The 14044-nt window shown below is 63.9% G+C and carries 15 protein-coding genes; 9 read left to right on the top strand and 6 right to left on the bottom strand.

Features of this window, described 5'->3' with window-relative positions:
• Positions 1 to 143: 143 nt before the first annotated feature.
• Positions 144 to 416 (top strand): hypothetical protein, encoded by a 273-nt coding sequence (locus tag LWC34_RS04795; RefSeq protein WP_233723183.1) that lies wholly within the window; start codon positions 144 to 146, stop codon positions 414 to 416.
• Between the two features lie 46 nt (positions 417 to 462).
• Here LWC34_RS04795 and LWC34_RS04790 read toward each other — a convergent pair whose 3' ends face one another.
• The gene (locus LWC34_RS04790; RefSeq protein WP_233723182.1) at positions 463 to 1116 is read right to left on the bottom strand and encodes an RlpA-like double-psi beta-barrel domain-containing protein; all 654 of its coding nucleotides are present in this window, start codon (positions 1114 to 1116) and stop codon (positions 463 to 465) included.
• A gap of 102 nt (positions 1117 to 1218) precedes the next feature.
• Between LWC34_RS04790 and LWC34_RS04785 the strand changes: the two genes are divergently transcribed.
• Together LWC34_RS04785 and LWC34_RS04780 are read left to right on the top strand one after the other, a co-directional pair.
• Entirely contained in the window at positions 1219 to 1536 is a 318-nt protein-coding gene (locus LWC34_RS04785; protein WP_233722568.1) for a transposase, read from the top strand.
• The gene (locus tag LWC34_RS04780) at positions 1533 to 2444 is read left to right on the top strand and encodes an IS3 family transposase (protein WP_233722569.1); all 912 of its coding nucleotides are present in this window, start codon (positions 1533 to 1535) and stop codon (positions 2442 to 2444) included. Before LWC34_RS04785 ends, LWC34_RS04780 begins: the two co-directional genes overlap by 4 nt.
• A gap of 78 nt (positions 2445 to 2522) precedes the next feature.
• Here LWC34_RS04780 and LWC34_RS04775 read toward each other — a convergent pair whose 3' ends face one another.
• Positions 2523 to 3770, bottom strand: a complete 1248-nt coding sequence (locus LWC34_RS04775; protein WP_284051503.1) for a glycosyltransferase family 2 protein — start codon at positions 3768 to 3770, stop codon at positions 2523 to 2525.
• 381 nt (positions 3771 to 4151) lie between these two features.
• Here LWC34_RS04775 and wecB point away from each other — a divergent pair, with 381 nt between their 5' ends.
• From wecB to LWC34_RS04745, 6 genes are all read left to right on the top strand, one after another.
• The gene (gene wecB, locus LWC34_RS04770) at positions 4152 to 5372 is read left to right on the top strand and encodes a non-hydrolyzing UDP-N-acetylglucosamine 2-epimerase (RefSeq protein WP_284051413.1); all 1221 of its coding nucleotides are present in this window, start codon (positions 4152 to 4154) and stop codon (positions 5370 to 5372) included.
• Positions 5372 to 7051, top strand: coding sequence for a polysaccharide deacetylase family protein (locus LWC34_RS04765; protein ID WP_233723179.1), 1680 nt, complete (start codon positions 5372 to 5374; stop codon positions 7049 to 7051). The genes wecB and LWC34_RS04765 overlap by 1 nt, the downstream gene beginning before the upstream one ends.
• A gap of 87 nt (positions 7052 to 7138) precedes the next feature.
• Entirely contained in the window at positions 7139 to 8911 is a 1773-nt protein-coding gene (locus LWC34_RS04760) for a DUF2334 domain-containing protein (RefSeq protein WP_233723178.1), read from the top strand.
• Positions 8912 to 9019: 108 nt separating this feature from the next.
• A complete protein-coding gene (locus LWC34_RS04755) occupies positions 9020 to 9421 on the top strand; it encodes a helix-turn-helix domain-containing protein (RefSeq protein ID WP_233723177.1) in 402 nt (133 codons plus the stop codon).
• 536 nt (positions 9422 to 9957) lie between these two features.
• Positions 9958 to 10125 carry a hypothetical protein gene (locus LWC34_RS04750; protein ID WP_233723176.1) on the top strand — a complete coding sequence of 56 codons (168 nt, stop codon included), beginning with the start codon at positions 9958 to 9960 and terminating at the stop codon, positions 10123 to 10125.
• Positions 10126 to 10201: 76 nt separating this feature from the next.
• Positions 10202 to 10618 carry an SH3 domain-containing protein gene (locus tag LWC34_RS04745; protein WP_233723175.1) on the top strand — a complete coding sequence of 139 codons (417 nt, stop codon included), beginning with the start codon at positions 10202 to 10204 and terminating at the stop codon, positions 10616 to 10618.
• 181 nt (positions 10619 to 10799) lie between these two features.
• On the opposite strand, the gene LWC34_RS04740 is transcribed toward LWC34_RS04745, so the two are convergent.
• The 4 genes from LWC34_RS04740 to LWC34_RS04725 form a co-directional block, all read right to left on the bottom strand.
• The gene (locus LWC34_RS04740) at positions 10800 to 11336 is read right to left on the bottom strand and encodes a hypothetical protein (protein ID WP_233723174.1); all 537 of its coding nucleotides are present in this window, start codon (positions 11334 to 11336) and stop codon (positions 10800 to 10802) included.
• A 318-nt stretch (positions 11337 to 11654) separates the two neighbouring features.
• Positions 11655 to 12197, bottom strand: coding sequence for a hypothetical protein (locus tag LWC34_RS04735; protein WP_233723173.1), 543 nt, complete (start codon positions 12195 to 12197; stop codon positions 11655 to 11657).
• 468 nt (positions 12198 to 12665) lie between these two features.
• Positions 12666 to 12848 carry a DUF397 domain-containing protein gene (locus LWC34_RS04730; protein WP_233723172.1) on the bottom strand — a complete coding sequence of 61 codons (183 nt, stop codon included), beginning with the start codon at positions 12846 to 12848 and terminating at the stop codon, positions 12666 to 12668.
• Between the two features lie 2 nt (positions 12849 to 12850).
• Positions 12851 to 13693, bottom strand: coding sequence for a helix-turn-helix domain-containing protein (locus tag LWC34_RS04725; protein ID WP_233723171.1), 843 nt, complete (start codon positions 13691 to 13693; stop codon positions 12851 to 12853).
• Between the last annotated feature and the right edge of the window lie 351 nt (positions 13694 to 14044).

The raw sequence follows: 14044 nt of genomic DNA, 5'->3' as shown, positions 1-14044 counted from the left end.
TGGTTCGCCCGCTGCGGCGCGGTGTGCGTGCTGATCGACGACAACCTGGGCATCGACCGCAACAGGTGTTCAGCATGCGACCAGGCAACGCGACGACAGCCGCAGACACCACGTTCCACAGTGGACGTTGAGAGGAAAACAGCATGCCTGACGGGAACCGGGTCCCGCAACTGTCCGAACTCGTGTGGGCGCTGGGCACGGATGAATCGCCAATCCTCCACGTAGTGATCATTCAGGGGCGGACCCACCTCGACGAACCACTGACCGGCGAGGCGTCTCCAACGTTGTGCGGAGCGCAAGCAGTGCCGTTCCGCGCGCTCGGTGGCTTCCCGTCGCGGGACTCGCCCCGGACCGGCGAACTCTGCGACGTGTGTGTGACCGGCCTTCGCACGATTCACCGCGCGATTCGGCAGTAGGGCGTTATGGATGCCGTGAGGGTGAGAAGAGAAGACCTTCACGGCATCAACCCAGCGCGAGGACGGCATTCTTGAGCGACAAGTACCACGGGCTCGATGTGAAATCGGGGCCTTGTTCCTCACCGATGTAGATATCGATGTGCTGCGGCCCACCCAAGCCGGGAGTGAACTCGTCCCGTACCGTCCAGTGAGCCGACCGGATTCGGTCACACTGCTCGTCGGATAGCTTTTCTCCAGAATCAAGTGTGCCGCAGTCCGCGATCGTGAAATTCGTACCGGCTGCCAGTACGCTTGGGTCGGCCGCCGCACTGGCGAATGGTTCGAGCCGCCCACCACGAGAATCTCGCGGGGCATCGTCCAACCAGTAGCCGAGATCGTGCGACCAGTTCAGGTAACGCCCGGCGTTCGGGCCACTCGTAATACGTCCGGTGCCTTCCGCCTGTACGGCATCGACGAAGCCCTTGGGATATTCGCCCAGCGGAGCGTCGCCGCGCTCACACTCGGATCGCGGGCACCCACGAACAGATTCCGCGGGCTCGACGTGATATTTCTCGACAGCTGTGTAATAGACGGTGACGAACCAGCCGTCGAGCCGCGGGCCGGTAGGCGATGGCCGTGCCGAGCAGTTCATCACCACGCAGGCCACCATGGCGCCAACCACCAGGCCGATACCACGTGACGCCAGCCTCATCCTGGTCATCTGAACTCCAATCTGTACAAGAGCCCCGGCTGCTGGGCCGGGGCTCTCCATTGTGCTTCCCCTCGTAGCGTGGAGACCTGAACCAAGAGAGATGATCAGGTCGTGGGAGATAAGAGGCGCCGGTTTGATCCGGAGTTTCGGGCGGGTGCGGTGCGCATCGTGTCCGAGACCGGCAAGTCGGTGGCGCAGGTCGCACGGGATCTGGGGATCAGCGCGTACACCCTGCACAACTGGGTACAGGCCGACCGGCGCCAGACCGGGCAGCCCGCAGACGGGTTGAACGAGGCCGAGCGTGCGGAGTTGGCCCGGCTGCGGGCCGAACGAGCACAGTGGGCGAAGGAGAAGGCCGAGTTGGAGATGGAGCGTGATGTGCTCAAGCGCTCCGTGGTCCTGTGGGTGAAGGACGCGATGAACCAGTGATCGTGGCGGAGTTCATCGCGTCCCAGAGGACCAAGCACGGTGTCCCGCATGCGATCGCCTGCCGGGCCTTGGAGGTCTCGCAGTCCTGGTTCTACAAGTGGATCAACCGCAAGCCCACTGCCCGTGATCAGCGGCGGGAGCAGTTGGATGAGCAGATCAGGAGGTTGTTCACTGTTTCGGGTGAGACCTATGGCAGTCCCCGGATCACCCGTGACCTGCGGGAGGCCGGCTGGAAGGTCTCGGAGAACACCGTGGCGGCGCGGATGGTCGAGCTCGGTCTGGCCGGACGACCGCCGAAACGCCGGCGGTCGCTGACCCGGCCGGGGAAACGGCCAGTGGCTCGCGATCTGGTTCGGCGGAACTTCACCGCGGTGGCACCGGATGTGTTGTGGTGCGGGGATGTCACGCAGATCGACACCGATGAGGGGCCGCTGTATCTCGCGACCACTGAGGATCTGTTCTCCCGCCGGATGCTGGGTTACGCGATGTCCGCCCACCATGACGCGGCTGTGGTGGTGGCGTCGCTGCGGATGGCCGCGACCACCCGGGGCGGGGACGTGGACGGGGTGATCTTCCATACCGACCGCGGATCGGAATACACCGCCGCAGCGACCGCGGCGGCCTGCCGGACGCTGGGTGTGGTGCAGTCGATGGGCCGGGTCGGGTCCGCATTGGACAACGCCGCGGCCGAGGCGTTCAACAGCACACTCAAGGTCGAATTCGTACACCGACACCGGTTCACTACCCGAGCTGAGGCGCGGATCAAGGTCGCGACCTGGATCGCGGACTTCTACAACACCACCCGCCGGCACAGCGCCAACGACGGCCTGGCCCCGATCCCGTTCGAGCATCAGATGGCACACGCACGAGCAGTATCAGCGACGCAGGTCAGAACCGAAGTGGCATAAACCGTCTCCACGATCTGAGGGGATTGACACCATACGTGTGCACTCATGGCGGGAATACCCGCTTGATCTGCGGAGACGTCATGCTTCCTCGGCAAGGCGCTCGGTCTTCGCCCAGTCGTGGCGACGTGCGAGGTGCCGGACGATCCCCTGACAACTCCCGGCGGCGCCGAGCAGGAGAAACACTGGGTAACTCAGTGAAATGAGCAGGCAGCGTCCCAGCGGTTCGTCTCGCAACCGCAACCAGTGCGCCAAGCCCCAGATCGCCCCGGGCAGCAACAGCGCGGTCACTCCGAGGGCCAATGACACCGGCATATCCGCCTCGCTCGCGACGAGCGGAGTCGGGACCAGCCCACCGAACTGGCCGTAGACGCTCAGGCCGAGCAGGATCAACGCGACCACCGAGACCGGCGGCACCAGCCACGGAGTGATCAAGTAGTGCAGGAAGTCGAGCAGTCCGAGACTGGTGACGCGCTGCGAGCCGAGCAGACCGGGCACGTGCCGGAGGCACTGGAGGTTTCCCTGCGCCCAACGGCCACGCTGCCGCACAAGGCGACGGACGTCGACCACGGCCTGCTGGGACACGTTCGCCTGCCTGACATAGCGGATACGGATACCCGCCCGGTGCAGGCGTAGGCCCAACTCGACGTCCTCGACCAGGCAGGACGACCATGGCGAGTCTCCGAACAGCATCAACGCGGACAGCTTGGTGAACTGGCCGTTGCCGCCAAGCCCGACACTGCCGATGGCATCGCGCAGCACCTGGGCGGAGTCGGCGATACAGCCGAACTCGACGTCCTGCAGCAGGCCGAGACGGGTGTGGCGGTTGCGGATACGCACCCGGCACTGCACTGCCCCGACAGCGGGATCGGCCAGGTAGCGGCTCACCTCCGAGAGGATGCCGGAACTGGCCCTGCCGTCCGCGTCGATGACTCCGATGACCGTGCGGTCGATCGCGCCCTCTCGTCGCGCGACCTCTCGGATCAACCGATACGCGGCGTTGAGCGCAGGTCCTTTGCCCTTGCGCGCGTCGGGAGGCTCGCGCCGCAACACGACCAGACGTTCGTCGTCGATGGCGGCCAGCGCCGTCGATGTCCCGTCCGTGCTGCCGTCGTCGACCACCAGGACGCGTAACCGAACATCCGCCGCCTCGAGAGCGAGTAGTGACCGGACGGTGCGTGCGATGACCAACTCTTCATTGAGCGCCGGTACCACGAGCCAGAAACACGATTGTTCTGTTGCCGTCGCCGAACTCGGCCGAGGAGTTCTCAAGCCCAGAACAGAAAGGACGAGATTGTATAGAGGCCAGGCGAGCAAAAGCCCGAGCATCAATGCGGGAAGGTTCATTTTCTATTTATTCGCCCTCTCGCCGCCCAACCGCAGGGACAACCTGCGCAGGACCAGCAAGGTCGTGACAATGAGCACGACCTGCCCGATGATGTAACCCGGACAAGCGCCTGCCGAAAAAGCGAATCCAAGAGATACCGGAGTTCCTACCCGACTGACCAAAGCAGTCGACATCTTGACAATCCTTTTAGTGAGTGGATAACTTGCTGCGTCGATTCAGAGAGCATGGCAAGCTCTACGTACCGCTACTACTCAACCTCCTTGCACGGTCTCGAGCAACTCTTCTCGATGACTTCACGCAAGAATCACTGAGCGGGAGTAATAATGGACTGCGCTGTTCGGAGCAGGCCAGGGATCACTCTTATGGAGAATCCCCGTCCTGTCACAGCCGCTGCCACACACAAACCGGAAGTAATGCTTCTCGGCGGGACTCGGCCAGAGGCGGTCAAGCTGGCGCCCGTGGCGGAAGCGATGCTGACGTGTGGCCGAATCCGCCCTGTTCTGGTGGCGAGCGGTCAGCACGAGACGATGTTCGAGCAAGCTCTCGACGCGTTCGGTATTCGTCCCGATGTCCGCTTGAACATCGAACGCTCGACCGGAAGCCAGCCCGAGTTGCTTGGCGAGCTCGTGCGAGTGCTCGACCGGCAACTCATACAGCGGAATCCTTCGATGGTCGTGGTTCAAGGCGACACGACGACGGCCCTGGCCGGCGCGCTGAGCGCCTTCTGGCGCAAGGTGCCGGTCGCGCACATCGAAGCGGGGCTGCGGTCACGCGATCTGCACGCTCCGTTTCCGGAGGAGGCCAATCGCAAGCTGATCGCTCAAATCAGCTCGTTGCACCTTGCTCCGACGAAGCGCGCCGTGCAGAACCTGCTGGCGGAGGGCATCACCGGACCGAGCGTAGTGCTGACCGGGAACACTGTGGTCGACGCCGTGCTGTCGATCGCCGGCCGTCCCATGACATACAGCGACTCGAGACTGGCCGCATTGGAGAACCGGGTGCGGTCCAAACAGAGCCGCCTGATGCTGGTCACAGTGCACCGCCGGGAGTCATGGGGCCCGCCGTTGGCAGGCATTCTGGCGAGTGTGCGGGATGTCCTCGAACGCCACGAGGATGTCGAGGTCGTGCTGCCCGTCCACCCGAATCCCGAGATACGCAAGCAGATCATGGCCGGAGTGTCCGGAGTGGACCGGATACACCTCACCGCGCCGCTGAACTACCTCGAGTTCTGCCGGCTGCTCTCGATAGCCCAGCTGGTCGCATCCGATTCCGGTGGCGTACAGGAGGAAGCTCCCAGTTTCGGCGTTCCGGTCCTGGTGCTGAGGGACGTCACCGAGCGGATGGAAGCCGTGGAGGCGGGCTGCTCGATGCTCGTCGGGACCGATCCCCTTGCGATCGCGCACCACGCGACGCGGCTGTTGAACATACCGCCGCTACCGCCGGAGAACAGGCCGGTCAACCCCTTCGGCGACGGGCTCGCCGCCTACCGGACCGAGCACGCGATCGCCAGCCTGCTCGGCTTGGAGAGCGCCGATTCGATGGCACCGCCGGTACTCCGGACCGCGGCCGCCGGAGGTGAATGATGCGGTCATCCACCAACACCGTGTGGGGACCTGCATGGCTGCGGTTGCTGTTCTGCGTGCTGACAGTCATCTGCGCCATAGTGGTCACGACTTCGATCCCGGCGGTACCGGTGTCGCAGCCAGCCGAACCGAGATGGGGCCCGGTGCCCTCGGCATCGCTCGCCGGCAACCCGGGCGATCCGGCTCCTGGTGCCCCCGCCGACCACCGGACACTGGTGCTGTACAACACCTCCGTTACCGGCCCGGTCTCCAGCGGCGAGGTCAACGGGACATATGCCGCCAATCTCGTCTCGCACAGCAGCGCTTTCGAACTGCGTCAGGCCGCGAAGTACCAGCCGGGCGACATGACGGGTTTCTCTGCCGTCGTCTATGTGGGCCCCATGGATGGCGGCCCGCTTCCGGACGCGTTCCTGGCCGATGTCCGCGCGGGCCACACACCCGTGCTGTGGCTGGGATACGACGTCAACCGCCTGTTCGACGGTGACAGCGGATACGCGGCGAGGATCGGCTGGTCGCCAGACGGCTGGGCCGAGCGAGCCATCGTCGGGGTGGACTACAAACAGGAACGATTGAGCCGTGACCCGCGAGCGGGCACGTCCGTGCGTACCCGCCTGCTGGATACCGCGAAGGCCAGCGTTGTCGCGGAAAGCATCCACGACGACGGCACTCGGACCCCGTGGGCGGTGCGCTCGGGAACGTTGACCTACGTGGCCGAAATACCCTTCGCCTACGTGGGGCCGACGGACAGGTACCTCGCCGCGGCGGACCTGATCCGGGTGACGCTTTCACAGTCGCCGCCGCGGCCGGCACGCGCGCTGGTGCGGCTGGAGGACGTGGGACCGACCGCGAATCCCGTGCAGCTCACGCAGATCGCGGACCGGCTGCACAGCAGGGGCGTGCCCTTCTCGATCGCCCTCTACCCGTACTACCGCGATCCAAAGGGGATCGCCAACTCGGGGACACCTACGGAGTTGCGGCTCGCGGACCGCCCGGAAGTGGTGCGAGCACTGCGATACATGATCGACCGTGGTGGAACGATTGTGCTGCACGGTTACACCCACCAGTTGGACGACGAACCCAACCCGTACGGAGTCAGCGGCCCGGACTTCGAGTTCTACCGGGCGCGGTTGAACGACCAGAAGGCGGTCGAGCTCGTCGGGCCCGTGCCCGGCGACTCCATGCAGTGGGCGAACGAGCGGTTCGCCCGTGCCCTCGGCGAACTGGCGCAGGTCGGGCTGCCTGATCCGGAGGCGTTCGAATTCCCGCACTACACGGCGTCCGCCGCCGGATACCAGGCCGCGAAGGAGACTTTCGGCGTCCGGTACGACCGGGGAAGCTACTTCCCGGGCTGGTGCTCGACGACGTGCGGCGACATCGCGCGAGCGGACCCGGCGGGGATCTTCACGCAGGCGTTCCCCTACCTTGTGCGTGACGTCTACGGCGCGGTCGTCGTGCCGGAAAACCTCGGCTACATCCCGCCGTGGTCCGACGCGGGTGAACTCGATCATCGCATCGGGGAAGTCGTTTCAGCCGCCAAGGCGCTTCGTGTGGTCAACGACGGAATCGCGAGCTTCTTCTACCACCCGTATCTGGGCACCGAGGCACTCGATCGGGTCATCGACGGCATAACGACCGCCGGTTACCAGTTCGTACCCCTCTCCGACGCCAGTAAAGGCTGATCTCAAGTCCACACTCGACTGTCTGGTTCAGACACGAGTGGTCGGGTGAGCCAAGCCTGGTGCCGTCACCCCCTCACAGGAGTACCTATGACAATTCGCCGTCCCGTTCGTCGGCTGTCGGCCATCTTCCTCGCGCTGAGTATCACGTTCACCGGCATGGCCGACGCGGCCCCCAGCGCGCCAGGGACCACTGCGACACCGGAGAACCACCGTCCGCGGCCGGTCCGCGTGTCAGGTGGCTGGCAGTGGCCCGTTCTGCCGGCCCCACCACCCGCGACCCGGCCCGATCCCAAGAGCACCACGACAAGTGCGGCGGCAACAGACTCCCCGCCGCACGCGCGAACCTACCCGTCCGCTCCTGGAGCCGATCCCAGCCGACGGACACTCGTGCTGTACGACACGGGTGGAATGTACGGCTGGCTGGGCGAGTCCTACGCCGTGATGGCCGGAAACCTCGTGTCCCACAGCAGCTCTTGGACCATGCATCCCGTCCGTTCGTACCGGGCTGGCGAGATGTCCGGCTATACCTCGGTGATATACATCGGCTCCACCTCCGACGAACCGTTGCCGAACGCGTTCCTTGACGACGTGCTGGCCGGCGGCACGCCTGTCGCGTGGATGTTCGACAGCATCTGGCGTCTCGCCGAACGCGATGCGAACTTCGCGGCCCGGTTCGGATGGCGGCCAGGCCGCGTCGACACAACCGAAGTGACGACGGTCCGCTACCGAGACGTGGACTTCACCCGTGACCGCGCCGCCATTCCCGCGGGCATCGTGCGTGCCGACATCGACGACGAAGACAAGGTGCGTACGGTCGCGGAGGCAGTCCGGTCGGATGGCAACAGCTTCCCGTGGATCGTGCGCTCGAAGCACCTGACCTACTTCGGCGAAGTTCCGTTCACGTACACCGGACCGGATGACCGCTATCTCGCCGCGGCGGACGTGCTGTCGCGGCACGCCGATCCCGTCGCCCCGGATCGCAAACGCGCTCTCGTGCGCATCGAGGACGTGGGCCCGGACGACGACCCGGCGCAGTTGCGCAAGATCGCGAGCTACCTGGCAGACCGCCGAGTGCCGTTCTCGGTGGCGGTGTATCCGCGATATCGGGACCCACACGGCGTTTACCACGACGGCAAGCCGACGGACCGGTCCCTGGCCGATGCGCCCAATGTCGTCGCGGCGTTGCGGTACATGCAGGACAAGGGCGGCACGTTGATCATGCATGGCTACACCCACCAGTACGGCAACACCGCCAATCCGCACAACGGCGCCAGTGCTGATGATTACGAGTTCTACCGGGTGCGCATCAACGACGAGGGCGAGTTGGTCTACGTCGGTCCGGTGCCCGAAGACTCGCGATCTTGGGCAACCGGCCGGATACGTGCGGCCGAGCGGGAGTTCCGGGCGGTAGGCCTCGAAGTACCGGAGATCTTCGAATTCCCGCACTATGCCGGCTCCGCCATCGACTACACAGTGGTCAACGACCGGTTCGCGGCACGCTACGACAATGGCCTGTACGCCGCCGGGTGGTGCCGCAACGGCGACTGCGGTTCCGGTATTCCCGACTACTCACGGATCTACGGCCAGAGCTTTCCGTTCCTGGTACGCGACATCTATGGATCCGTGGTGATACCCGAGTCACTCGGCTACGTCGACCTGACGGAGTCCGATGACCACCGCAACGGGTTGCCCGCCCAGATCCTGGCGACCGCGCGCCGTGTCGCGGTCGTGCGTGACGGCGTGGCGAGCTTCTTCTACCACCCATACCTGGGCACGTCACGCCTCGGCGAGGTGGTCGACGGTATCGAGGAAATGGGCTTCACATTCACGAGTCCTGCCGACCTCGACTGCTGTCGATGAACCAGGCATGAAACGAGCTTTAGGGCGTGTTTCAAACGCCCGATCGCGATAGCCGGGAAATTCGAAACACGCCCTAGCCGGACAATCAATCGGGACAGGACACTGAACGTGCATGATCGAGAGCCACCTGAGTCAATTTCTGAGCTGCTCAGGTCGGCTCGGCACAGGCACAAGCTCAGCCAGCGCGAGCTCGCCGACGCGTTGATCGAGGCCTCCGGCCGAGATACGGTTACACGTTCCGACATATCCAGGTGGGAACGCGGAAAACGTATCCCAACGGGTCATTGGCTGTACTGGCTGAGCCGCGTGCTCCAAATACCGCTGGCCAGCCTGCGGCAAGCCGCGACCGTCGCCAGGAAGTACCGGTTGATGGCCGCGGTGCTCCAACGGCCGCCATGGCATGTCGAGCCACGACACAAGCCTGAACGAAATTCAGGCGATGTTGCTGAAGACCGGCGAGATGACGGCAGATCAGTACGACCGAAGCGATATCAATGGCCACTTTCGTGAAGAACGATCCTGCTGGAATGGTTTGACACAGCGTTGCGCAACGGGCTGGAGCATGCGATCGAGGCACCTCGCACATGTCGCCGAGTGCATCAGCGACACCTCCAACCGCATCGGAGCTCGGGCCGCCCCTCGGCCCGAGCTCCACCGCGTTGTGCGACCTTGCTCCGAGCAGATGGCGAACCCAGTACGGCCGTCCCGTCCGGACGACGTAGAAGCTCGGGTCACCGACGTGACCCGAGCTTCGCCGTTTCGTGGGGTAGCTGCTTCGACGTACTGCCAGGTCCGCGGGGCTACTACATCAGGGCTGCTCGGTGCCGAACACGGTGCCCTTACTTGGAGAAATGTTCTTCAGCCGCCTATTGACTATTCCCCGTGCCGGCCATGGCGGGTAACGGCCAATGTCGCGTTTTACCTTGACTGAGTCGACCTACGGGTCTACTTATCACGAGTTGGCCCGAATCTTCACGGCAAATACATGTCGGCCCAGCAGGGCCGTAGAGCTGAATGGCTTGGCCATGAGGTGGCGCGAACCCATTTTGAGTGAGCAGGAACTGCGGGACAGCCTGCGATCAGCCGTCGTCGACGAGCCCCCGATGACCTTCGATCTGGACGAGTTGATGGTCACAGCCGAGCGACTGGCGCGTCGGCGCCGAATCTTCGCCGTCGTTGGCGAGGGCCCCACTGTGGATATCGATCAGACGTAATTGGTGACCCTCGAAATTTGACATCGTGAACCCGAATTTGTCATTACTGTCCAAGAGGGAGAATGTTATGAGGTGTATGTCAGTCGCCATCACAGCGGCAATCACCGTGATTCTCGGGTCAGGCGTTGCCGCTACCGCGAACGCCGCACAGTCGCAAGCATCCTTTGAGGTGCTGATGGCGACGGGTGTCACGCCCGTAAGCGCCGAGCAAGGTGACGTCGACATCGCCGTGCGCTGCGGCGACCAGTACAACGACAGGGATGCCACTGGGTGGCGCCCACGGGCCAAGACTTTGTCCAACATACGCAGCGGGCCGAGCACCGCCTGCCCGATCTTTGGCGTGCTTCGAACCAGCGACCCGGTCGACTACCATTGTTTTAAACCTGGCCAGCGTGGCAACTGGACTTACTTGCGCAATGTGCGGACAGGAGTGACCGGTTGGGTGAAGGACAGCAACCTGAAAGACAACGGCAGTCTGCAGGTTTGCCGGTGACAGGACGTTGATATGTAGCCCGAAACCAAGCGACCCGGCGATGCCGGAAAACCGACACGCCGGGTCACCAACCATCAACCTGGTCAACCGCCGACCTCGCAGCATGATCAATCCAAGCCGTATGAACGTGAAGCCGGTACCGAAGATATCGGCTATGTGATCAACCCCGCGTCAGAGCGGATTACGGCGTGAACGCTGGGGGCACACACGGAGTCTCCGGGGCCCGGGTGAAGGTACTGGGGGTCACCCACGTCCGGTGGTACGACTGCCCCAAAAACAGGGGGAAAGTCTGAGAAATGAACGCGCTGTCCATCACGTTGGGTGGGTACGTCGCCTGAACCAGCCGCACTTCGATGGGAATGTTCGCGGGGAGGTTGACATTGAAGAACTGCTGGGCGCACGCCAGACCGGAGCCGATGTGGGCCATGGTGTACGCCATGCCCGGAGCGATGGTGACGTACGCGGGGATCACGCCAAGCGAATGCGTCTGGCCCGCGAAGGTCGCCAGGACGGCCACGTCGAAGGGGAACATCACCGGTCCGCCGGTTGGCACGATCTCGATGAAGTCCCGCAGCGGAGTGTTGACGGTGCCGGTGGCGATCTCGCTGACGATGAGAGGCCTCGGTGGCGGGGGCGCCGCTTGCGCGGTGCCCGCGGCTCCCAGCGCCAACCCAGCAATACTGGCCGCCGCGGCAAGAGCCGAAAGAATGCGTTTCACGCGATTCTCCTTTTCATAACGGTCACAACAGGCCCCATGCGCAAACAATCCGGACTGCGCATGGAAAAGGTTCTCGGTGAACGTGAACGAACGTTCTTTGTCGTCGATTTTCCCGCAAAGACCCCGCCCCGGTGCGCCATCAGGAAAGAAACTGATCCTGACCAAGCGCAGCGTGCGCGCGGGCATTCCGGAAAACGACGAAGCTCGGGCCACCAACGCGACCCGAGCTTCGCTGTTCATTCATTCATCTAGAGAAAGGTTGAGCGCGACAGGACTGAGGAAGGCATCGGGTTAAGTGATCAACCTTGCGTCAGCGGATTACAGCTCGGGCCCGACCACCGGGGGCACGCAGGGAGTCTCCGGCCCCGGAGCGAAGGTGCTGGGGGTCACCCACGTCCGGTGGTACGACTCGCCCACACTCAGCGGGAAAGTCTGGAGAATGAAGCCGGCGTCCACCGGGGCCAGCGGCAGCGGTGCCGGGACCAGCCTTACTTCGATGGGAATGTTCGCGGGGAGGTTGACATTGAAGAACTGCTGGGCGCACGCCACACCGGAGCCGATGTTGGCAACGGTGTACACCATGCCGGGGGTCAGGATGGTGCCCGCCGGGATCACACCAAGCGGATGCGTCTGGCCTGCGAAAGTCGCCAGGACGGCCACATCATAGGTGAAACTCACCGGTCCGCCGCTGGGCACGATCTCGATGAAGTCCCGGAGGGGAGTGTTGAAGGTGCCGGTGGCGACCTCGGTGATGATGAGAGGCTTCGGTGGCGGGGGCGCCGCTTGCGCGGTGCCCGCGGCTCCCAGCGCCAACCCAGCAATACTGGCCGCCGCGGCAAGAGCCGAAAGAATGCGTTTCACGCGATTCTCCTTTTCGTAACGGTCGAAACAGGCCCGATACGCAAAGAATCAGGACTGCGGATACGGAAAATACTCGACGACAAAACCTCGTTCGGGGTCGTCGTACACCTTCCGCAACAAATACTGCCCCAGGACTCCAGCCAGAGAAAGGGGCCACCAACACGGCCCCGAAGGTCAGCGATGGGTTATCGCCACGCCGGCCGAGCAGCAAAGCGACCTTTTGCTCGTAAAGAAGAACAGAACTCTGGCAAATAGCCGCAATGACCACTCCGCGCCATCCGAGTTCACTGCCGGACGGCACCGATGGCCGCATACTTTCAAGCAATCAAGTAATTCGGCAGTTCGCAAAGCGGCGGACGAACTCACGGGACTTGGCGATGGACCAATGCCCGAGCACTGCGCTGACGTGATCGAGCGCAGCGGAACGGCCCCCGGTGTTATGGCTACCGGGGGCCGTTCTGGTGCACGTCAGCGGTCAAACCGGCCGGCGCGCACCAGTCTGACGAACATGCGTACGTCCACGGTAAGCACGCACTCGGGGTTCTTGCTGTCCCGGATCGCCTCGAGATTCTCCGTCATCGCAACTTCCACGCAGTCGGACTGCGAGCCGCTTCGCGACGACTTGCGCCACGTTGCCGCAGATAAATCCATAGTCAGCTCTCCATCCCGCCCTTTCTGTGGGAGATCCACTGACTCGATTCTGTCTCACTCAGCGCAACTTCCGATACCCCGGCAAGGGTGGCGAAGTACGGCCCGGTCAGGGACGGCTCGTCCAGGAAAACACCGGAGCGGGCCAGCTCGACGTGCACCACCGGCTCCTCGTTCGCCAGCTCGAGCGCGAGGAACCCGCCGAGCCGACCGGCGTGCTTCAACCGGTCTATCGGCACGACCCTGATCGAGATGTTCGGCCGGGCGCATGCGTCGAGCAATGCGGCGTACTGCTCGACGGCAAGGGCACAGTCAAGGCCGGACAGTGCGGGTTCGCCGATGATCGCCACGTACTTCACGTCCGGACGCGTCAGCCGATGCTGCCGACGAAGCCGCGCGGTCAGCCGGCTCTCGACGTCGGACGGGGCGATCCCGTCGTCAAGCATGTACGCCCGCGAGTAGGCCATGGTCTGCAGCAGGCCAGGGATGAGCAGTGGCGCCCAACTGGTGATCCGGTGGGCACGCTCCTCGTAGTCGGCGAGGGTCGTCGATTCCTGGGTCAAGCCTGGCATTTCGTGCTCCCACCAGCCAGGGTCGTCCAAAGTACGGGCCATCGTCACCAGCTGCTCCCACTTGGGGCTGGTGATGGCGACCTCGTACACGGTGAGCAGGACCAGCACCTCCTCCTCGGAAATGTTGCGGTTGCCGGTTTCCAGCCGGGAGATGACCTGCACCGACACACCGAGCGCACGAGCGGCGTCGGCCTGCTTCTTCTTGGCTCGCTCACGCAGGATCCGCAACTCCGTGCCGAGACCCTTGGCTTTGGCTCCCGGACTTTTCCGCGGCATGAGTGCCTCCATTTGGGTGACACAGAGTATGAATGTTTCCGGAATCGTGGCACAGTTTCCGGAAACGTCGGGGGTGAGAGCTGGCCGCGCATCGCCACACCTGAGTGGGGCGAAGACGGACGAAGGAGTGACAATAGCCGAGCTAGCAGAAGTCCTCGCCGCTGACTGGTACTTGACGCTGATGCTCGCCCTGTGGGTCGCCGGGTTGGTGTTCTGGGCAGGTCGATCGGTTTACCGATGGCACCGTAATCACCCTCAGTCACAACCGAAGACTCGCAAACTGCATGCCCGCGACAGACGCTCGACGCCGGGGGCGCGATGACGGCCTTCGAGTCCCGGCCGTTCCGATTC

This window comes from Kibdelosporangium philippinense, from assembly GCF_021390435.2.
GTDB classification, from domain to species: Bacteria; Actinomycetota; Actinomycetes; order Mycobacteriales; family Pseudonocardiaceae; genus Kibdelosporangium; species Kibdelosporangium philippinense.
The sequence above is the reverse complement of the archived record's forward strand: the minus strand, read 5'-3'. Positions and strand labels throughout refer to the sequence as shown.